Here is a 19256-nt window from a genome sequence, read left to right as displayed (position 1 = left end):
ACAGCAGTCACCTGATGCCCCGCGAACGAGCCTTGAACGCCGCTTTCCGGGCGGCTTTGGCGGCCGCCTGGTCCGGCAGCGTGCTGCCGAGCAGTTCGAGAACCTCGACCACGTCGGGATGGTCCACCCGCCACATGTCCTCGATCAGATGGGCGGGCGGCCCCGAGGCCGCGATGTTCTCCGCGAAGCCGTCCGGGTCGGCCTCGGCGGCGGGCAGCGCGAGCGCGAGCATGTCGACGCTCACCCACAGGACCTCCTCAGGGGTGAGCGCGGGCGCGTCCAGGCCCCGCGAGGACAGCCAGTGGATGGCGTGCGGGCGCAGCTCGGCGTCGTCCAGGAAGGACCGCACGACCGGCGCCGCCTCGACGTCCAGCCGGTCCACGATGGTCACGGCGACCCCGCGCACCTCCGCCGGGGCGCCGGCCACGGCGGCGAGCAGCTCCGACGCCGCCTGCTCGGGAGTGCGCCGCGACAGCCACTCGGCGATGTCCCGCTCGGCCGCCTCGTCCGCCGTGCCGTCGCCGATCAGGAAGGCGATCAGCCCGCTCGCGTCGCCCTCGGCCGGGGCGGGCGCGAGCGGCGCGTCCAGGCCCATGCCGGCGTACAGCTCCCGCAGGCCCCACAGGGCGTGCGAGGTCAGGGCCAGGCCGTCCTCGGTGCGCTGGACCGTTCCCGCGTACGTAAGGGCGGTCAGCGCCTCGTCCAGCCTGCCGACCGGCCTCCCGGCGGCCACCTCGCGCAGGTAGTCGGCGAGCGCGTCCACCGGGACGGGCGACTGCAGCCGGTAGAGCAGGTCGTGGATCTGGGACATCCCCTCGTCCACCACCGCCTCCCCGGTGAGCCGCACGGACCTCTCGACGAGGAACTCCAGCGCCGACCGCCACAGGTCGAGCAGCTCGTCCTCACCGCGCGTGCCCAGCTCGCGGAAGTCCTCCGCGACCACGACGGCCGTGCCGTCGAGCCGGGCCAGGCCCAGATCGAGCGCGAGACGCCACGCCGGTTCGGGACACTCGACGCCCAGCTCGGCCGTGCACGCCCGCGCGTCCCTGACCCGCAGCGACCGGCGCGTCGTCACCGTGCGGCCGCCCTCCACCAGCCACGTCACCACCCGGTGGGCGTCGCGCAACAGCGGCACCTCGCGCACGGCCAGCGCCACCTCCTCGCGCGGCGCGAGCCGTACGGGCGGCAGGGGCGCGCAGCCGGGGCAGTCGCACTCGTCGCCGTCCGCCGTGTCCTGCGCCCCCGCGCCCCGGCCCGCGTCGAGCTCCAGGGAATCGGGCCCGATGGCGCTGAACAGGCTCTTGGCCATGCCGAACTTGGACGTGTCCGCGAGCGCCTGCGGCATCTCCGGCTCGATGTGGTCGATGGTCTCCCGCATCCGGGCGGCCGTCTTGATGCCGATCTCGCCCGTGTCCAGCAGGAACTGGACCAGTGTCCGCGCCGCGGCGACCGTCTCCTGCGCGCTCTCCGGCGGCGCGATGACCTTGCGCGGATAGATTTCGAGCAAGAGCTCCTCGAAGGTGCCCGGCCGGAAATCGCCCAGTTCGTTCACCTCCAGGTAGTCGCTGGCGTAGTCGCACAGCAGACGTACCTCGTCGACGTCGACCTCGACGTTCCGCTCGCGCCCCCAGGCGCGCAGGCCGTCGACGGCCCGGTTCACCCATTCGATCGACACAGAGGCACGCTAACGGCTCGCTTTGTGCGAGGCGAATCGGTCAGATGAGGTCGAGCGGATCAATGTTCACACGTACCACGTCCGGCGCCTTGCGCGCGGAGCGCACACCGGAGGCGCCCTTGAGCGCACGGGCCAGCGCGGACCCGAGGTGGCGTGGCACCCGGACCATGGCCCGTTCCAGCCCGTCCTCGACCGGCACCGGCCCCAGCACCTGCGCCGCGGGAGGCAGCCCGGCGCTCGCCAGCGTCTCCCTGACCGCCGCGCCCGGGCCCGTCAGCGTCGCCATCCGCACCGCCGGGGGGAAACCCAGCTCGGCCCGCTCGTCGAGCTCGCGCTCGGCGAAGGTGACAGGGTCCCAGCGCAGCAGAGCCTGCACGGCGGGCACCGCGGCGTCGGCCAGGACGACCAGTTCCCCCGCCGGCCGCAGCAGGGCGGCGGCGTTCATCCAGCGCCGCAGTGCCTCCTCGGCCGCGCGCAGATCGGGGCGGCCCAGCAGCGCCCATCCGTCGAGCAGCACGGCGGCCGCGTAGCCGCCGTCCGGCACCGGCTCGGCCCCCGGCGTCGCCACGACCAGCGCGGGTGCGCCGCTCACCGTCGCGAGCACGCCGTCGCGCCCGCTGGTGCGCACGGCCACGGAAGGAAAAGCCCGGCCCAGCTCCTCGGCGGTGCGCCGCGCGCCCACGACGACGGCCCGCACACCGGTCCCGCCACAGGACGGGCAGCGCCAGTCGCCCGCGATCCGGCCGCACCAGCGGCAGTACGGCACGGCGTGCCCGCCGCGCAGCGCGAGCGGGCCCGAGCACACCGGTCCGGCGGCCCTGGGTTCCGCGGGCGCGGATCGCGCGAGCCCCGATCTCGTCACCACAGGTTCCGTGGACCCAGAGCCCGTCACCACGGGGTCGGTCAACACAGGATCCGCCGACACGGGTTCCGCGAGCACAGGATCGGCGGCACCGGGCGCCGGCACCGGGCGCACCGCCGGCAGGCCGGAGCAGCGGGCGGGGGCACGGCAGTGGCGGCACGCCAGCGCCGGCAGGTAGCCCCTGCGCGGCACCTGGACGAGCACAGGACCGTGCTCCAGCCCCTCCCGCAGCGCCCGCCAGGCGAGGCTGGGCAGGCGGGCCGCTCGGGCCGCATGGTCGCGGGCCAGCTCCGCGTCACCGCCCGCCGGGCGCACCCGGGGCGCCCGCGCCCTGACCGCCGCCCGGTCGGGGACGAGCGGCACCGCCCAGCCCGTCTCGGCGAGGGCCGTGGCCTCGGCGGTGCGCGAGTAGCCGCCGACGAGCAGGCCCGCCCCGGCCTGGTACGCCCGCAGGCCGAGGACCTCGCGCGTGTGCGGGTAGGGCGCGTGGCGCTCGGCGTGCAGGTCGTCCCCGTCGTCCCAGACGACCGCCAGCCCGAGGCGGCGCACCGGCGCGTACGCCGCGGGGCGGTTGCCCACCACGATCCCGATCTCGCCGCGCAACGCCTTGAGCCAGCGCCGGTAGCGCTCCGCCGGCCCGAGGTCCGCCGTGATCGCCACGTGCGGCGTCTCCCCCAGGGCCGCGGTCACCAGCGCCACGTCCTTGCCGTCGGGCACCACCACGACGACGCCCCGCCCGCCGTCCAGCGTCGCCCGCGCGGCGGCCGCGATGGCGAGCGGCCACGACGGGCCCGCGGCGTCCGTGCCGGGCAACGCCGTCCACACGGCGCGCGGCGCCCTGCCCTCGGCCAGCGCCTCCAGGAAGGAGGCACCCGCCGGGTAGGCCCTCCAGGCGTCGCCGTACGCCCGCGCCGCCCGCCGCCCCGCCGCCTCATGTGGCGCGGCCTCCCCCGGCGTCGTCTCCCCGTGGATCGACGCGGCGTGGATCGACTCGCCATGGATCGACGCGGCGGGCACCGCGTCTTCGCGAGGCCCGTCCTGCTCTGTGGGCCCCGCATCCTGCCCCGTGAGCCCCGTGAGCCCCGTGCCCTGGTCTGTGGGCACCGCGTCTTCGCGGGCCCCATCCTGCTCTGCGGGCCCCGCGCCCTGCTCTGTGGGTCCCGCGCCCTCGATGGGACCTGACGGCGGGCCGCCGACGTCCGCCGTCTCGTCTAAGGGCTCAGCGGCAGGCGGGGAAACGTCACCGCCGGCGACGCCGGGGGACGCCGCCCGGCGTGCGGGAGTCCTCGCCTCGGCCTCGACCCGGGCGTGCCGCGGCGGAACGGCCAGCCGCAGGACGTCCGGCATGGTCCCGGCGTACCGGTCGGCCACAGCGCGGGCCAGCCGCGCGATGTCCGGGGTGAGGACGGGCTCCGGGGAGATCACTCGTTCCAGGAAGGACAGCCGGCCCTCGTGCTCGCTGTCGGAGAGCCGTTCGAGCAGGTAGCCGTCGGCGAGCTGCCCGGCGAAGCGGACGCGCACCCGGCAGCCCGGTACCGCCTCGGCGTCCATCGTGGTGGGAACGAGGTAGTCGAAGGGCCTGTCGAGGTGCGGCAGCGGCGTGTCCACGACGACCCTGGCGACGGGAAGGTCCGGCGCCGCCTCGCGCGCGCCCTTCGCGGCGCCCGCCCGCGATGCGCTTCCGCGCGCCCGCTCTGCCGTCCCCCGTGCCCGCTCAGCACTTCCCCGCGTCCGCTCAGTGCCTCCGCGCATCCGCTCAGTGCCACCGCGCATCCGCTGCGGGGCGGCCGGGGGCGCCGGAATGAGCGCCTCCTGAGGATGCGGGGCGCGGGTCGGCTCGGTCACGTCTCCGTCCTACCAGACCCGGCGAGCCGCAATCACACATACGCCCGCCGCCTGTGGACGTCCGGGTGTCCACCGGGCACGCGTGAGCGGCGCCCGCCGTCAGAGGCGGGCGCCGCCCGGTGCGACGATGCTCGCGGTGCCCGTCAGGCGCAGGTCACAGACCCGCGGCCTCGCGCAGAGCGTCGGCCCGGTCCGTGGACTCCCACGAAAAGCCCTCACGGCCGAAGTGGCCGTAGGCGGCGGTCTCGGAGTAGATCGGGCGCAGCAGGTCGAGGTCGCGGATGATCGCGGCAGGACGCAGGTCGAAGACCTGGAGCACCGCTTCCTGGATCACGCTGACCGGCGCCTTCTCGGTGCCGAACGTCTCGACGAACAGACCGACCGGCTGGGCCTTGCCGATGGCGTAGGCGACCTGGACCTCGCAGCGGTCGGCCAGGCCGGCCGCGACGACGTTCTTGGCGACCCAGCGCATGGCGTAGGCGGCCGAGCGGTCGACCTTGGACGGGTCCTTGCCGGAGAAGGCGCCACCGCCATGGCGGGCCATGCCGCCGTACGTATCGATGATGATCTTGCGGCCGGTCAGCCCGGCGTCGCCCATGGGCCCGCCGATCTCGAAGCGGCCGGTCGGGTTGACCAGCAGGCGGTAGCCCTCGGTCTCGATCTCCAGGTCGGCCAGGATCGGCTCGACCACGTGCTCGCGGATGTCGGGCGCCAGCATCTCCCGCAGGTCGATCTCCGGAGCGTGCTGCGTCGAGACGACCACGGTGTCGAGGCGGACAGGCCGGTCACCGTCGTACTCGATGGTGACCTGGGTCTTGCCGTCCGGGCGCAGGTACGGAACCGTGCCGTTCTTCCGCACCTCGGACAGGCGCCGGGCCATCCGGTGCGCGAGCTGGATGGGCAGCGGCATCAACTCGGCGGTCTCACGGCAGGCGTAGCCGAACATCAGGCCCTGGTCGCCCGCACCCTGGCGGTCGAAGTCGTCGGCGCCCTCGCCCGCGCGGTGCTCGTAGGCGTCGTCCACGCCCTGCGCGATGTCCGGCGACTGCGCGCCGATGGACACCGACACGCCACAGGAGGCTCCGTCGAAGCCCTTGTGGGAGGCGTCGTAACCGATCTCGAGGATCTTCTCGCGGATCAGGGCGGGGATGTCGACATAGGTCTCCGTCGTCACCTCGCCGGCGACGTGGACCTGGCCAGTAGTGATCATTGTCTCGACGGCGACCCGGCTCCTCGGGTCGTCCTTGAGCATGGCGTCGAGAATCGCGTCACTGATCTGGTCGGCGATCTTGTCCGGGTGGCCCTCGGTGACCGACTCGGAGGTGAACAGGCGACGGGACAACTCAGGGCTCCTCATGCAGCGGCTGCTGACGTCCATGAGCGACCGGCGGCAGGGCCCAGCCCCACCGCGGCCACTCGATGCTCACGCGAGTCTAGCCTTAGGCGCCGCGGAGCGGCGAAGCCATCCGGGTTCCCGTCATCCGGCCGTCACCCCACGAGAGGGTTCTCCGCGCTCGCGGACGGCCCCTCAAAGGTCGGGTAACGGATCTCTGGGCAGGTCACCGGGCGAAAAGGCCTCGGCGTCCGCCGCCGCCACCACCGCGGCGTACTCGTCGTCGACCTCCAGGGTCATGCCGCCGATTTCGATCCGAGGTCCCGACCCGAACTCGACGGGCCCGAGGCGGGTGCGGCGGGGGTAGCGCGCCCACACCCCTGACGGCTCGTCCCTGCCGAAGATCTTCGTGGACAGCAGCGTGATCGACCGGTCCGTCACCACGACGAGGAAACCGATCATGGCGGGAGGCGGCAGGGCCACCGCGGGAAACACGTAGCGGATGTCCTCGCCGGGGCCGAGCATCGCCCGGCAGCGCACCCTGATCGTGGCGGACACCGGCATGGCGATCGCTCCCTCGACGCACGACCTGTGGGGGCGGGGCGGGCGCCCGCGCCGGCACCCCGCGAAGGTCAGGCGAGACGCTGCACCACCAAGTCCCACACTACGTCGGCGAGATCCTCTTTGGGACCCCTCGAAATCTCCACGGATCCGCCCTCCGCCGTGAGGACGACGGCCGCGTTGTCCGGCGTGCCGAACGCCAGGTTCTCTCCGACCTGGTTCACCACGAGCAGGTCGCAGCCCTTGCGCTCTAGCTTGGCCCGCCCGTTGGCCAGGACGTCGTCGGTCTCCGCCGCGAATCCCACGATCACCCGCGGATGCGGCCCGTCCCCCGGCGCCTGCGTCGCGGCGCCCGGCCCGTCGCCGGTCTCGCGCCCACCGGCCGCCGCCGCGCCCCCTGCGTCCCTCGTGGCGTACGCCTCCCGCCTGGCCCGGCGGACCTCCCCCAGCTCAGCCAAGATGTCCGGATTTTTCACCAGATGGATTGGGTCGGGCTCGGCGGACGACTTCTTGATCTTCGTGTCGCTCTGCCGTACGGGCCGGAAGTCCGCCACCGCGGCGGCCATCACGACCGCGTCGGCGTGCTCGGCCGCCGCGAGGACCGCCTCGCGCAACTGCCGCGCCGACTCCACCCGCACGACCTTCGCGCCCGCGGGATCGGGCAGCGTCACGTTCGCCGCCACGAGCGTGACCTCCGCGCCCCGGGCGACGGCCGTACGGGCGAGGGCGTATCCCTGCAGCCCCGAAGACCGGTTGCCGATGAAGCGCACGGGGTCGATCGCCTCGCGGGTGCCGCCGGCGGACACGACGACGTGCCGTCCGGCCAGGTCCTCGCGCGGGCCCGCCAGCACACGGCGGCACACCTCGAAGATCTCGGCGGGGTCGGGCAGCCGCCCGGGACCGGTGTCGGCACCGGTGAGCCTGCCGACGGCGGGCTCGACCACGATCGCGCCGCGCTCGCGCAGCGTCGCCACGTTCGCCCGCGTGGCAGGGTGCTCCCACATCTCGGTGTGCATCGCGGGCGCGAACACCACCGGGCAGCGCGCCGTGAGCAGGGTGTTGGTGAGCAGGTCGTTGGCCATGCCGTGCGCGGCGCGGGCCAGCACGTCCGCCGTCGCCGGCGCGACGACCACCAGATCGGCGGACTGCCCGATCCGCACGTGCGGCACCTCGTGCACCGACTCCCACACCTCGGTGGTCACCGGATTGCCCGACAGGGCCGCCCAGGTCGGCTCTCCCACGAACCGCAGAGCGTCCCGGGTCGGCACGACGCGCACGTCGTGTCCCGACTCGGTGAACAGGCGGAGCAGCTCGCAGGACTTGTAGACCGCGATGCCGGCGCTCACGCCCAGCACGACAGACGTCATCGGCGGAAGTGGTGTCAGCCTTCGATGGGCTCAGAGGTGAGCAGGCCCTCGGAGACCTCGCGCAGGGCGATGGACAGCGGCTTCTCCTGGGCGTGGGTCTCCACGAGGGGCCCCACGTACTCCAGCAGGCCCTCGCCGAGCTGAGAGTAGTAAGCGTTGATCTGGCGCGCCCGCTTCGCACCCATGATCACAAGGCTGTACTTGCTGTCGACGATGTCGAGAAGCGCGTCGATCGACGGGTTGGTGATGCCTTCCGCGTAGGCGGAGCTGCTTGCCACGTCAGTGATTCCCCTAGCTAGGTGAGTTTCCCAGCAAGGTTATCAGCCGGTGGCACACGTCCTTGACGGACGTGTTGACGATCGTGAGATCGAACTCCTTCTCCGCCGCCAGTTCGATCCGGCCCGCGTCCAGACGTCGGGCGATCACCTCGGGAGGCTCGGTGCCGCGGCCGCGCAGCCGCCGCTCCAGCTCCTCCCAGCTCGGCGGGGCCAGGAACACCAGCAGGGCATCGGGCATCGTCGTACGCACCTGCCTGGCGCCCTGCAGGTCGATCTCCAGCAGAGTGGGGACGCCTGCCTCCAGCTTCTCCAGCACCGGCCGCCTGGGCGTGCCGTACCGGTTGCCGGCGAACTCGGCCCACTCCAGAAGCTCGCCGGAGGCGACGAGCTCGTCGAACTCGTCGTTGCCGGCGAAGAAGTACTCCACGCCGTGCCGCTCCCCCGGACGGGGCTTCCGGGTTGTCACCGAGACCGACAGCCACACCTCAGGGTGGGACCGCCGGAGCTCGGCGACGACCGTGGACTTCCCCACACCCGACGGACCGGACAGGACCGTCAGGCGCGGGCGAGGCATGGAGTCACCGCCACGCGTCCTGAATCCGCTGGTCGCGACTGCCTCGTGGGCCCGATCTCCAGCGGACCGGGACGTGTCGGTCACTCCGTACCCCCGTGAACTCGCTCGTACGTCGCCGAGATCAGCTCTCGGCGCCGCCGAACTCACGCTCCAGGGAGGCGCGCTGGTTGGCGCCGAGACCCCGCACACGGCGGGATTCGGCGATACCAAGGCGCTCCATGAGCTGCTTGGCGCGGACCTTGCCGACGCCAGGGAGCGACTCCAGCAGAGCCGAGACCTTCATCTTGCCGATGACGTCGTCGGTCTGCCCATCCTTCAGCACCTCAGCCAGAGAAACCGCGCCGTGCTTGAGCCGGTTCTTGACCTCGGCACGCTCCTTGCGTGCCTTGGCAGCCTTCTCAAGAGCTGCGGCGCGCTGCTCGGGGGTCAAGGGAGGAAGAGCCACGCCGGGTCACCTCGAATTTCTTGTCGATGTACTCGGACGGGAGGGGAAACTAGCTGGTCTTGGCCGTAACGGCAACGTCAAGGGCGGTTTCTCGGACTACAAAATTGATTTTACTACTTTTGGTATTGGAAAAGTCACTCTTCGTAGATCAAAACCGCCTCAGCAGGCGCGGAGCGGGATGACCCAAGGTGACGGCGCCAAGGCCGCCCGGCGCTCCCTCACAGGCTCACGCGGCGCAGTGCGGCGGCGATCCCGGCGGCCGCCGCACCCGGGTCGGGCGCCCCGGTGATGGGCCGTCCGATCACGAGGAGATCGGCCCCGTTGGCGATCGCGTCCTCCGGGGTGGCCACCCTCGCCTGGTCCTGGGTGTCGGCGCCGACCGGCCGCACGCCCGGAGTGATCAATGTCACGTCCGGGCCGACCTCCGCGCGTACGGCGGCGACCTCTCTGGGCGAGCAGACGAGGGCCTGGGCGCCCGCGCCGACGGCTACGGCGGCCATACGGCGCGCGGCGTCCGCAGGGGGTCCCTGGACACCGATCTGCCGGAGATCGGCCTCAGAAAGCGACGTCAGGAGCGTCACGGCCGCGATCCGGGTGTTGGGGGCCCCCTCGACGGCCGCCCTGACCATCGCGGAGCCCCCTGCGGCGTGCACGGTGAGGTAGGTCGGCTTGAGCCGGGCGACCGCCCGGGCGGCGGCGCCGACGGTGTTCGGGATGTCGTGCAGCTTGAGGTCCAGGAAGACCTGCACGCCGCTGGCGCCGCGGACCGAGGCGATCACGTCGGGCCCGTACCGCAGGTAGAGCTCCAGTCCCACCTTCACCGTGGAAACGTGCGGGGTGACCAGGCCGGCCCAGCGGGCGGCGGTCTCCAGGTCGGGCGCGTCGAGGGCGACGGCGATGGGAGCGGGCGTGGTCAAAGCGAACTCTCCTCGAGATCTGATCGCGATCGTGTTTGCGCGCCCGCCGGGCGGTGGGCCAGGCCCACGGCGTCGGCGAGCCGGTCGAACCCGCGCTCCTGCAGGAGCTCCTCAAGCTCCCTCAGAACGCGCGGGCAGGCGTAGGGGTCGTGGAACAGCGCCGTGCCCACCGCGACGGCGCAGGCGCCCGCCAGGACGAGCTCAAGGGCGTCCCTGCCGGTCGAGACGCCGCCCATGCCGATGATCGGCACTCCCGGCAGCGCCGCGTGGACCTGCCACACGCAGCGCACCGCCAGGGGCCGTACGGCGGGGCCGGACAGGCCGCCGGTGCCCGCCGCGAGCGAGGGGCGCATCGTGTCCACGTCGATGCTCATCCCGACCGGGGTGTTGATCATCGCGAGGGCGTCGGCGCCGCCGTCCACGCACGCGCGTGCGACCGCGACGACGTCCGCGACGTCCGGGGACAGCTTGGCGATCACCGGCACCTCGTACGGCGTGGCCGCGCGCACCGAGGCCACGACCTCCGCCGCGGCGGCTCCGTCGCGGGCGAACACCCTGCCCCGGTCCTCGACGTTGGGGCACGACAGGTTGATCTCCACGGCGGTGATGCCGTCGGCGCCGGCCAGGCGCCGGGCCAGCGCGGTGAACTCGGTCACGGTGCCGCCGCCGATGGACACGACGGTGCGGGCCCCGCGCTCGGCCAGCCAGGGCAGCTCGCGCTCCAGGAACGCCTCGACGCCCGGGCCCTGCAGGCCCACGGCGTTCAGCAGCCCGGAGGGGGTCTCGGCCATCCGCGGCGTCGGCCGGCCCGCGCGCGGGGCCATGGTGATCGACCGGGTGACGAACGCGCCCAGCCGGTGGACGTCGGAGAACTGCGCCAGCTCGCGGCCGGTCCCGCCGCAGCCCGAGGCGGTCAGCACCGGGTTGGGCAGCTCCACATGGGCCAGGTAGGTCCGCAGGTCGGCGGTCACGGCCGCCTCCCCCGCCCCGGCTCAGACATGCCGTCCGCCGGGCGCGCCGAGCGCGTCGAACGGGATCGTCCCGACGTCGTCGAACCGCACCCGCTCGCCCCGGAACACCGGCCCCTCGGTGCAGGCGCGGACCATGCGGGTCACGCCGTCGTCGCCGATGACCGGCACCACGCAGGTCATGCAGACGCCGATGCCGCAGGCCATGGACTCCTCCACCGCCACCTGCACGGGGACGCCGAGCTCGACGGCGATCGCCGTGACCCCCCGCAGCGTCTCCATCGGCCCGCACGCGTAGAGCGCGTCGGCCCGCGCGTCGGCGATCACGCCGGGCAGCACGTCGGTCACCTTGCCGCGCATGCCCAGCGAACCGTCCTCGGTCGTCAACGTGGTCGTCTCGCCCATCCGGCGGGCCCGCAGCGCCCCGAAGACCCGGTCGGCCGACGGCGCCCCCAGCACGAAGTCGATGCGGCAGCCCCGCTGCTGCAGCGCGTCCGCCAGCGCGAACATCGGCGCCGCGCCGTGCTCGTCGCCGACCAGCACGCAGGTGCAGGGGTCGCGGGGCAGGGGGAAGGGACGGCCGAGCGGGCCGACCAGGTCGAGGGTGTCGCGCGCCCGCAGGTCGGCGAGCCACGCCGTCCCGGGACCGCGCACGCCGAAGACGAGCTCCACCGTGCCACCGTAGTCCGGCTTCACGTCGTGGATCGTGAAGGCCCGCCGGGTGAGCAACGAGGAGTCGCGGCCCCCGACGGCGACCGTGACGAAGTGGCCGGGCCGGAACCGGTCCGCGATGCCCGGCGCGACGACGGTGAGCGCATGGTAGGCGTCCACCCGGCGCGTCGTCAGCACCGTGCCCGTGACCTGAACCGGACTGCCGGCCACTCCCTTCCTCCCTGATCGTCGCGCCGCTGACCCTACCGGCTACGGGCGCCTGAGCCGGTGAGGTCGTGCCGGGGGCGCGCGATGCGTACGGCCCTCCGCGCCCATGGCACCCTCCGCGTGTCTCGGGCTAGTCTCGCAGCCTCCTGGCGTGCTCCTGGAGCGAACGCACGTCGATGTCGCCCCTGACGATGTGCTGGATGCCCTGCACGGCGGCGGCCAGGCCCTGCACGGTCGTGACGCAGGCGATACCGCGGTTGACGGCGGCGGTGCGGATCTCGTACCCGTCCAGGCGCGGCCCGGACTGGCCGGGGCTGCCGAACGGGGTGTTCACGATGAGGTCCACCTCCCCGTCGAGGATGCGCCGCACGATCGTCGGCTCGCCGTCGGGACCGGCGCCGTCGCTGTGCTTGCGCACGATCTTGGCACGGACGCCGTTGCGGCGCAGCACCTCGGCGGTGCCCTCCGTGGCCAGGATCTCGAAACCGAGGTCCGCCAGCGCCTTCACGGGGAAGATCATGGCCCGCTTGTCCTTGTTGGCGACCGAGACGAACGCCCGGCCCTTGGTCGGCAGCGCGCCGTAGGCCGCCGACTGCGACTTGGCGAAGGCCGTGCCGAAGAACTCGTCGATGCCCATGACCTCGCCGGTCGAGCGCATCTCCGGCCCGAGCACGATGTCCACGCCGCGGAACCGGTTGAACGGCAGCACCGCCTCCTTGACCGCGACCGGCGCGTCCAGCGGCAGCGTGCCGCCGTCGTAGTCGGCGGGCAGCATGCCCTCGGCGCGCAGCTCCGCGATCGTCGCGCCCATCGTCAGCCGCGCCGCCGCCTTGGCCAGCGGCACCGCCGTCGCCTTGGACACGAACGGCACCGTACGGCTGGCCCTGGGGTTGGCCTCCAGGACGTACAGCACGTTGGAAGCCATCGCGTACTGGACGTTCAGCAGGCCGCGCACGCCGACGCCGCGGGCGATGGCCTCGGTGGCCGCGCGGATCCGCTTGATGTCGAAGCCGCCCAGCGTGATCGGCGGCAGCGCGCACGCCGAGTCGCCGGAGTGGATGCCGGCCTCCTCGATGTGCTCCATGACGCCGCCGAGGTAGAGCTCCTCGCCGTCGAACAGCGCGTCCACGTCGATCTCGATGGCGTCGTCGAGGAACCGGTCGATCAGCACCGGGTGCTCGGAGGCCGCCTTCGCCATGTACTCCCCGAGGGTGTCCTCGTCGTACACGATCGCCATGCCGGCGCCGCCGAGCACGTACGACGGCCGCACGAGCACCGGGTAGCCGATCTCCTCGGCGACCGCCCGCGCCTCCTCCACGGTCGTCGCGGTGCCGTGCCGGGGCGCGGGCAGCCCGGCCTCGGCGAGGACCTGCCCGAACGCGCCCCGGTCCTCGGCGAGGTGGATCGACTCGGGCGAGGTGCCGACCACGGGCACCCCGGCGTCCTTGAGCGCCTGGGCGAGCCCGAGCGGCGTCTGGCCGCCGAGCTGCACGATGACGCCGGCGACCGGCCCGGTCTCCTGCTCGGCGTGCACGACCTCGAGGACGTCCTCCAGCGTGAGCGGCTCGAAGTAGAGCCGGTCGGAGGTGTCGTAGTCGGTCGAGACGGTCTCGGGGTTGCAGTTGACCATCACGGTCTCGTAGCCGGCCTTGGCCAGCTCGAACGACGCGTGCACGCAGGCGTAGTCGAACTCGATGCCCTGGCCGATGCGGTTGGGCCCGCTGCCCAGGATGATCACCTTGGGCCGGTCCCCCACCGGCACCTCGTTCTCCTCGTCGTACGTCGAGTAGAGGTACGGGGTGCGGGCGGCGAACTCGGCGGCGCAGGTGTCCACGGTGTTGTAGACGGGCCGGACGCCGTGCTCGTAACGCCTGGCCCGCACCTCGGGCTCCGGCACGCCCAGGATCTCGGCGATCTGCGCGTCGCTGAAGCCGTTCCGCTTGGCCAGCTCGAGGGTGGGCCGGTCGAGCGCGGTGATCGACCGGGCGACCTCGTCGATCGCGAAGAGCTGGTCGACGAACCACGGGTCCACCGACGTGGCCTCGTGGACCTGCTCGGGGGTCGCGCCCGCCCTGATGGCCTGCTGCATGGTGCGCAGCCGCCCGTCGTGCGGCCTGCGGCAGGCCTCCAGGAGCTCGTCCAGGTCGCCGGGCTCGCCCGTCCAGCTGAACGACGACCCCTTCTTCTCCAGCGACCGCAGCGCCTTCTGCAGCGCCTCGGGGAAGGAGCGGCCGATCGCCATCGCCTCGCCGACCGACTTCATGTGGGTGGTCAGCGTCTCGTCGGCCCCGGCGAACTTCTCGAACGCGAACCTCGGCACCTTGACCACGATGTAGTCGAGCGACGGCTCGAACGACGCCGGGGTCTCCTTGGTGATGTCGTTGGGGATCTCGTCGAGGGTGTAGCCGATCGCGAGCTTGGCGGCGATCTTGGCGATGGGGAAGCCGGTGGCCTTGGACGCCAGCGCCGACGACCGCGACACCCGCGGGTTCATCTCGATGACGATCATCCGGCCGGTCTCCGGGTCGACCGCGAACTGGATGTTGCAGCCGCCGGTGTCGACGCCGACCTCGCGGATGACCGCGATCGCGACGTCGCGCATGTTCTGGTACTCGCGGTCGGTCAGCGTCAGCGCGGGCGCCACGGTCACGCTGTCGCCGGTGTGGACGCCCATCGGGTCGATGTTCTCGATGGAGCACACGATGACCACGTTGTCGTTGCGGTCCCGCATGACCTCGAGCTCGTACTCCTTCCAGCCGAGGATCGACTCCTCCAGGAGCACCTCGGTGGTCGGGGACGCGTCGAGGCCGGCGCCGGCGATGCGGCGCAGCTCCTGCTCGTCATGGGCGAAGCCGGAGCCGGCGCCGCCCATGGTGAAGCTCGGGCGGACGACGACCGGGTAGCCCAGCTCGCCGGCCCCGCGCAGGCACTCGTCCATGGTGTGGCAGATGACGCTGCGCGCCGACTCGGCGTTGAGGCCGTGCTCGGCGGCGACCTTGGCGACGATCTCCTTGAACCGCTCGCGGTTCTCCCCCGCCTGGATGGCGTCGATGTCGGCGCCGATCAGCTCGACGCCGTACTTGTCGAGCACGCCCGCCTCGTGCAGCGCCACGGCGGTGTTGAGCGCCGTCTGGCCGCCCAGCGTGGGCAGCAGCGCGTCGGGCCGCTCCTTGGCGATGATCTTCTCGACGATGTCCGGCGTGATCGGCTCGACGTAGGTGGCGTCGGCGAACTCCGGATCCGTCATGATCGTCGCGGGGTTGCTGTTGACCAGGACGACCCGGAATCCCTCGCTGCGCAGGACGCGGCAGGCCTGGGTGCCGGAGTAGTCGAACTCACACGCCTGTCCGATGACGATCGGGCCGGAGCCGATCACCATGACGGACCTGATGTCCGTACGCTTAGGCACCCTCGGCCCCCTTCTTGTCCGTGTTCCCGGTCGCGCTCCGTCGCGCCTGGGGCGCGCCAAATGACTGAGCCTCGCTCGCAGGGGAGACACGCCGCGCGCCGCTCCCTCGCTCCATCAGCTCGCAGAACTCGTCGAACAGGTACGCGGCGTCGTGCGGGCCCGCGGCCGCCTCGGGGTGGTACTGCACGCTGAACGCGGGGCGCTCCAGCAGGCGCAGCCCCTCCACGCAGTCGTCGTTGAGGTTGACGTGGCTCACCTCGGCCGCGCCGTACGGGGTCTCGAAGGGCCCGTCGAGCGGCGCGCGCACGGCGAAGCCGTGGTTGTGCGCGGAGATCTCGACCTTGCCGGTCCTGCGGTCCTGCACCGGCTGGTTCACTCCGCGGTGGCCGTAGCGCAGCTTGTAGGTGCCGAGGCCGAGCGCCCGGCCGAGGATCTGGTTGCCGAAGCAGATGCCGAAGAACGGCACCCTCTCGTCCAGCACCTCGCGCAGCGACTCGACCGCGTATTCGGCCGCGGCGGGGTCGCCCGGGCCGTTGGAGAAGAAGACGCCGTCGGGATTGAGGGCGAGGATGTCGGCCGCCTTGACGGTCGCCGGCAGCACGTGCACCTCGCATCCCCGCTCGGACATCCGCTGCGGGGTCATGGCCTTGATGCCGAGGTCGACCGCGGCGACGGTGAAGCGCTTGCGCCCGGCCGCCGGCACGACGTACGGCTCTGCCGTGCTGACCTCGCGGGCCAGGTCGGCGCCCTCCATGCCGGGCGAGCGCCGCACCCGCTCGACCAGGTCGGCGATCTCGCCGCCCTCGCTGAAGACGCCCGCGCGCATCGCGCCGCGCTCGCGCAGATGGCGGGTGAGGGCGCGGGTGCCGGGCATCGCGATGCCGACCACGCCCTGGTCGCGCAGGTAGTCGTCGAGCGTCCTGCGGGAGCGCCAGTTCGACGGGATCCGGGACGGCTCGCGCACCACGTAGCCCGCGACCCAGACCCTGCGGGACTCGGGGTCCTCGTCGTTGACACCGGTGTTGCCGATGTGCGGGGCGGTCATCGCGACGATCTGGCGGTGGTAGGAGGGGTCGGTGAGCGTCTCCTGGTAGCCGGTCATGCCGGTGTTGAAGACCATCTCGCCGAACGTCTCGCCCACGGCGCCGTACGGCGTCCCCTCGAAGACGCGTCCGTCCTCAAGCACGAGCAGGGCTGTCATACGAGCTTCCCTTCGAGAACGGTGGGACGGCCGCGCAAGAACGTCGCGACGACGCGGCCGGGCAGGGTCAGCCCCTCATAGGGGGTGTTGCGGCTCTTCGACGCCATCGCGGCGGGGTCGACGGGCTGCCGGACCGACGGGTCGAACAGCGTGAGGTTGCCGGGGGCGCCGGGCTCGACGGGGCGGCCGTGCCCGGCCAGGCGGCCGATCGCGGCCGGCCGCGCGGACATGCGGTCGGCGACGCCGGCCCAGTCGAGCAGCCCGGTCTCGACCATGGCCTCCTGGACCACGGACAGGGCGGTCTCCAGGCCGATCATCCCCATGGCCGCCGCGGCCCACTCGGTCTCCTTGTCCTCGACCGGGTGGGGCGCGTGGTCGGTGGCCACGCAGTCGATCGTGCCGTCGGCCAGCGCCTCGCGCAGCGCCCGCACGTCCTCGGCGGTGCGCAGCGGCGGGTTCACCTTGTAGATCGGGTTGTACGGCCCGAGCGGCGACCTCTCCGCGCAGGAGTCGGTCAGCAGCAGGTGGTGCGGGGTGACCTCGGCGGTCACGTCCCAGCCCTTCGACTTGGCCCAGCGGATGATCTCGACGGAGCCCGCGGTGGAGACGTGGCAGACGTGCAGCCGGGAGCCGACGTGCGCGGCGAGCAGGCAGTCGCGCGCGATGATCGCCTCCTCGGCGACCGCCGGCCAGCCGATCAGGCCGAGCCTGGCCGACACCTCGCCCTCGTTGAGCTGGGCGCCCTCGGTCAGCCGGGGCTCCTGGGCGTGCTGGGCCACGACGCCGTCGAACGCCTTAACGTACTCCAGAGCCCGGCGCATCAGCACGGCGTCGGACACGCACTTGCCGTCGTCGGAGAAGACCCGCACGCGGGCCGCGGAGTCGGCCATCGCGCCGAGCTCGGCCAGCTGGCTGCCCCCGAGGCCGGAGGTCACGGCGCCCACGGGCTGCACGTCGCAGTGGCCGTATTCCTGGCCGAGCCGCCAGACCTGTTCCACCACGCCGGCGGTGTCGGCCACCGGGGAGGTGTTGGCCATGGCGTGGACGGCGGTGTACCCGCCCCGCGCCGCGGCCTGGGTGCCGGTCTCCACGGTCTCGGCGTCCTCCCGGCCGGGCTCGCGCAGGTGGGTGTGCAGGTCCACCAGGCCGGGCAGGGCGATCAGCCCGTCGGCGTCGACCGTCTGGTCGGCCCTGACACCCGCGAGGTCGCCGATGTCCGCCACCACGCCGTCGCGCAGCAGGATGTCGCTCGGGGCGCCGCCCAGGATCCGGGCTCCCCTGATGAGGATGGTGGTCACAGTCCCCTCGTGAAGGTCGTAGGTGCTCATTCGGCGCCTCCGATCGCGGGCTCGGAACCGCCGAGCAGCAGGTAGAGGACGGCCATCCGGACCGTCACACCGTTGGCGACCTGCTCGACGATCGTCGAGCGCGGCGAGTCGGCGACCTCCGCGGAGATCTCCATGCCGCGGTTCATCGGGCCGGGGTGCATGACGATGGCGTCGTCGTGCAGGCGGGCGAAGCGGTCGCGGTCGAGGCCGTAGCGGCGGCTGTACTCCCGCGCCGAGGGGAAGTAGGCCGCGTTCATCCGTTCGAGCTGGACCCGCAGCATCATCACGACGTCCGACTTGGGCAGCACGGCGTCGAGGTCGTACGAGATCTGGCAGGGCCAGGTCTCGACCGTCACCGGCAGCAGGGTCGGCGGCGCGACCAGCGTCACCTCCGCGCCGAGCGTGTGCAGCAGCAGCACGTTGGACCGGGCGACCCGGCTGTGCAGCACGTCGCCCACGACGGCGATCTTCAGGCCCTCCAGCCGGCCCAGCCGGCGGCGGATGCTGAAGGCGTCGAGCAGCGCCTGGGTGGGGTGCTCGTGGGTGCCGTCCCCGGCGTTGACCACGCTGCCGCGCACCCAGGTGGCCAGGCGGTGCGGCGCGCCCGAGGCGCTGTGCCGGATCACCACGGCGTCGGCGCCCATGGCCTCCAGGGTGAGCGCGGTGTCCTTCAGCGACTCGCCCTTGGACACGCTCGACCCCTTGGCCGAGAAGTTGATCACGTCGGCCGACAGGCGCTTGGCCGCGGCCTCGAAGGAGATGCGGGTCCGGGTGGAGTCCTCGAAGAAGAGGTTCACCACAGTGCGGCCGCGCAGCGTCGGCAGCTTCTTGATGGACCTCTGCGAGACCCGCGCCAGCTCCTCGGCCGTGTCGAGGATGAGGAGCGCGTCGTCGCGGGTGAGGTCGCCGGTCGAGATCAGGTGACGCTTCATCGGTCGTCCTCCTTGATGAGCACGACCGCGTCGCGCCCGTCCGTCTCCTCCAGGAAGACCTTGACCTTCTCGCTCTTGGATGTCGGCAGGTTCTTGCCGACGTAGTCGGCGCGGATCGGCAGCTCCCGGTGGCCGCGGTCGACGAGCGTGGCGAGCTGGACGGCCCTGGGCCTGCCCACGTCGTTCAGCGCGTCGAGCGCGGCGCGCACGGTGCGGCCGGAGTAGAGGACGTCGTCCACGAGGACGACGGTCCTGCCGTCCACGCCGTCCGGGGGCAGTTCGGTGCGGCCGAGCGGGCGCGCGGGCCGCAGGCGCAGATCGTCGCGGTACATCGTGACGTCGATGGCCCCGACGGGGACCTTGATTCCTTCGAACTGGGCGATGCGCCCGGCGATGCGGTGCGCGAGGGTGGCGCCGCGGGTGGGGATGCCGAGCAGGACGACGCTCTCCGCGCCCCTGGTGCGTTCGAGGATCTCGTGCGCGATCCGGGTGAGCGCCCGATGGATGTCGGGCCCCTCCAGAACGGCACGGGCCTGATTTCGGGCATCAGACATGAAAAAGTCACCGCCTTTCCCGCCTCACTGGACGGGTCTTAAAAGGGTGTCGGTTGTGCTTAGAGTATCAGGACCGTCTGCGAACCCCCCTCCCGCCAGGGGTGATGCCCGCGGAGGAGCCGCTCGCC

The 19256-nt window shown here is 72.6% G+C and carries 16 protein-coding genes; all 16 read right to left on the bottom strand.

Features of this window, described 5'->3' with window-relative positions; all coding sequences use genetic code 11:
• Nucleotides 1-7 precede the first annotated feature (7 nt).
• Nucleotides 8-1675: a hypothetical protein gene (locus tag FLX07_RS06490; protein WP_142568522.1), complete on the bottom strand. Its 1668-nt coding sequence runs from the start codon at nucleotides 1673-1675 to the stop codon at nucleotides 8-10.
• Between the two features lie 40 nt (nucleotides 1676-1715).
• The gene (locus FLX07_RS06485; RefSeq protein WP_229689639.1) at nucleotides 1716-4382 is read right to left on the bottom strand and encodes a primosomal protein N'; all 2667 of its coding nucleotides are present in this window, start codon (nucleotides 4380-4382) and stop codon (nucleotides 1716-1718) included.
• A 154-nt stretch (nucleotides 4383-4536) separates the two neighbouring features.
• The gene (gene metK, locus FLX07_RS06480) at nucleotides 4537-5724 is read right to left on the bottom strand and encodes a methionine adenosyltransferase (protein WP_142568520.1); all 1188 of its coding nucleotides are present in this window, start codon (nucleotides 5722-5724) and stop codon (nucleotides 4537-4539) included.
• Between the two features lie 186 nt (nucleotides 5725-5910).
• Nucleotides 5911-6279, bottom strand: a complete 369-nt coding sequence (locus tag FLX07_RS06475; RefSeq protein WP_142568518.1) for a hypothetical protein — start codon at nucleotides 6277-6279, stop codon at nucleotides 5911-5913.
• Nucleotides 6280-6347: 68 nt separating this feature from the next.
• A complete protein-coding gene (gene coaBC / locus FLX07_RS06470) occupies nucleotides 6348-7643 on the bottom strand; it encodes a bifunctional phosphopantothenoylcysteine decarboxylase/phosphopantothenate--cysteine ligase CoaBC (protein ID WP_142568516.1) in 1296 nt (431 codons plus the stop codon).
• A gap of 14 nt (nucleotides 7644-7657) precedes the next feature.
• Nucleotides 7658-7921, bottom strand: a complete 264-nt coding sequence (rpoZ, locus tag FLX07_RS06465) for a DNA-directed RNA polymerase subunit omega (RefSeq protein ID WP_030508986.1) — start codon at nucleotides 7919-7921, stop codon at nucleotides 7658-7660.
• A 13-nt stretch (nucleotides 7922-7934) separates the two neighbouring features.
• Entirely contained in the window at nucleotides 7935-8495 is a 561-nt protein-coding gene (gene gmk / locus FLX07_RS06460; protein WP_142568514.1) for a guanylate kinase, read from the bottom strand.
• A 121-nt stretch (nucleotides 8496-8616) separates the two neighbouring features.
• Nucleotides 8617-8940, bottom strand: coding sequence for an integration host factor, actinobacterial type (gene mihF / locus FLX07_RS06455; RefSeq protein WP_030450375.1), 324 nt, complete (start codon nucleotides 8938-8940; stop codon nucleotides 8617-8619).
• 218 nt (nucleotides 8941-9158) lie between these two features.
• On the bottom strand, nucleotides 9159-9857 hold the full coding sequence (gene pyrF / locus FLX07_RS06450; protein WP_142568513.1) for an orotidine-5'-phosphate decarboxylase: 699 nt from the start codon (nucleotides 9855-9857) through the stop codon (nucleotides 9159-9161).
• Nucleotides 9854-10828 (bottom strand): dihydroorotate dehydrogenase, encoded by a 975-nt coding sequence (locus FLX07_RS06445; protein WP_142568511.1) that lies wholly within the window; start codon nucleotides 10826-10828, stop codon nucleotides 9854-9856. The genes pyrF and FLX07_RS06445 overlap by 4 nt, the downstream gene beginning before the upstream one ends.
• Nucleotides 10829-10849: 21 nt before the next feature.
• The gene (locus tag FLX07_RS06440; RefSeq protein ID WP_142568509.1) at nucleotides 10850-11707 is read right to left on the bottom strand and encodes a dihydroorotate dehydrogenase electron transfer subunit; all 858 of its coding nucleotides are present in this window, start codon (nucleotides 11705-11707) and stop codon (nucleotides 10850-10852) included.
• A 127-nt stretch (nucleotides 11708-11834) separates the two neighbouring features.
• A complete protein-coding gene (carB, locus tag FLX07_RS06435) occupies nucleotides 11835-15113 on the bottom strand; it encodes a carbamoyl-phosphate synthase large subunit (RefSeq protein ID WP_142568507.1) in 3279 nt (1092 codons plus the stop codon).
• The gene (gene carA / locus FLX07_RS06430; protein WP_142568505.1) at nucleotides 15106-16314 is read right to left on the bottom strand and encodes a glutamine-hydrolyzing carbamoyl-phosphate synthase small subunit; all 1209 of its coding nucleotides are present in this window, start codon (nucleotides 16312-16314) and stop codon (nucleotides 15106-15108) included. The genes carB and carA overlap by 8 nt, the downstream gene beginning before the upstream one ends.
• The gene (locus tag FLX07_RS06425) at nucleotides 16311-17642 is read right to left on the bottom strand and encodes a dihydroorotase (protein ID WP_223852711.1); all 1332 of its coding nucleotides are present in this window, start codon (nucleotides 17640-17642) and stop codon (nucleotides 16311-16313) included. Before FLX07_RS06425 ends, carA begins: the two co-directional genes overlap by 4 nt.
• Nucleotides 17639-18574 (bottom strand): aspartate carbamoyltransferase catalytic subunit, encoded by a 936-nt coding sequence (locus tag FLX07_RS06420; protein ID WP_142568504.1) that lies wholly within the window; start codon nucleotides 18572-18574, stop codon nucleotides 17639-17641. The genes FLX07_RS06425 and FLX07_RS06420 overlap by 4 nt, the downstream gene beginning before the upstream one ends.
• Nucleotides 18571-19128 (bottom strand): bifunctional pyr operon transcriptional regulator/uracil phosphoribosyltransferase PyrR, encoded by a 558-nt coding sequence (gene pyrR, locus FLX07_RS06415; protein ID WP_139574481.1) that lies wholly within the window; start codon nucleotides 19126-19128, stop codon nucleotides 18571-18573. Before pyrR ends, FLX07_RS06420 begins: the two co-directional genes overlap by 4 nt.
• Nucleotides 19129-19256 lie beyond the last annotated feature (128 nt).

Source organism: Microbispora bryophytorum (assembly GCF_006874465.1).
In the GTDB taxonomy this organism is placed as follows: domain Bacteria; phylum Actinomycetota; class Actinomycetes; order Streptosporangiales; family Streptosporangiaceae; genus Microbispora; species Microbispora bryophytorum.
Note: the sequence above shows the minus strand (reverse complement) of the source record. Positions and strands in the feature narration are given on the sequence as shown.

What these genes read in the sequence shown, in the direction of transcription:
- FLX07_RS06475 (WP_142568518.1), bottom strand. Translation starts at nt 6,279, where the DNA reads ATGCCGGTGTCCGCCACGATCAGGGTGCGCTGCCGGGCGATGCTCGGC.
- coaBC (WP_142568516.1), bottom strand. Translation starts at nt 7,643, where the DNA reads ATGACGTCTGTCGTGCTGGGCGTGAGCGCCGGCATCGCGGTCTACAAG.
- gmk (WP_142568514.1), bottom strand. Translation starts at nt 8,495, where the DNA reads ATGCCTCGCCCGCGCCTGACGGTCCTGTCCGGTCCGTCGGGTGTGGGG.
- carA (WP_142568505.1), bottom strand. Translation starts at nt 16,314, where the DNA reads ATGACAGCCCTGCTCGTGCTTGAGGACGGACGCGTCTTCGAGGGGACG.
- FLX07_RS06425 (WP_223852711.1), bottom strand. Translation starts at nt 17,642, where the DNA reads ATGAGCACCTACGACCTTCACGAGGGGACTGTGACCACCATCCTCATC.
- FLX07_RS06420 (WP_142568504.1), bottom strand. Translation starts at nt 18,574, where the DNA reads ATGAAGCGTCACCTGATCTCGACCGGCGACCTCACCCGCGACGACGCG.
- pyrR (WP_139574481.1), bottom strand. Translation starts at nt 19,128, where the DNA reads ATGTCTGATGCCCGAAATCAGGCCCGTGCCGTTCTGGAGGGGCCCGAC.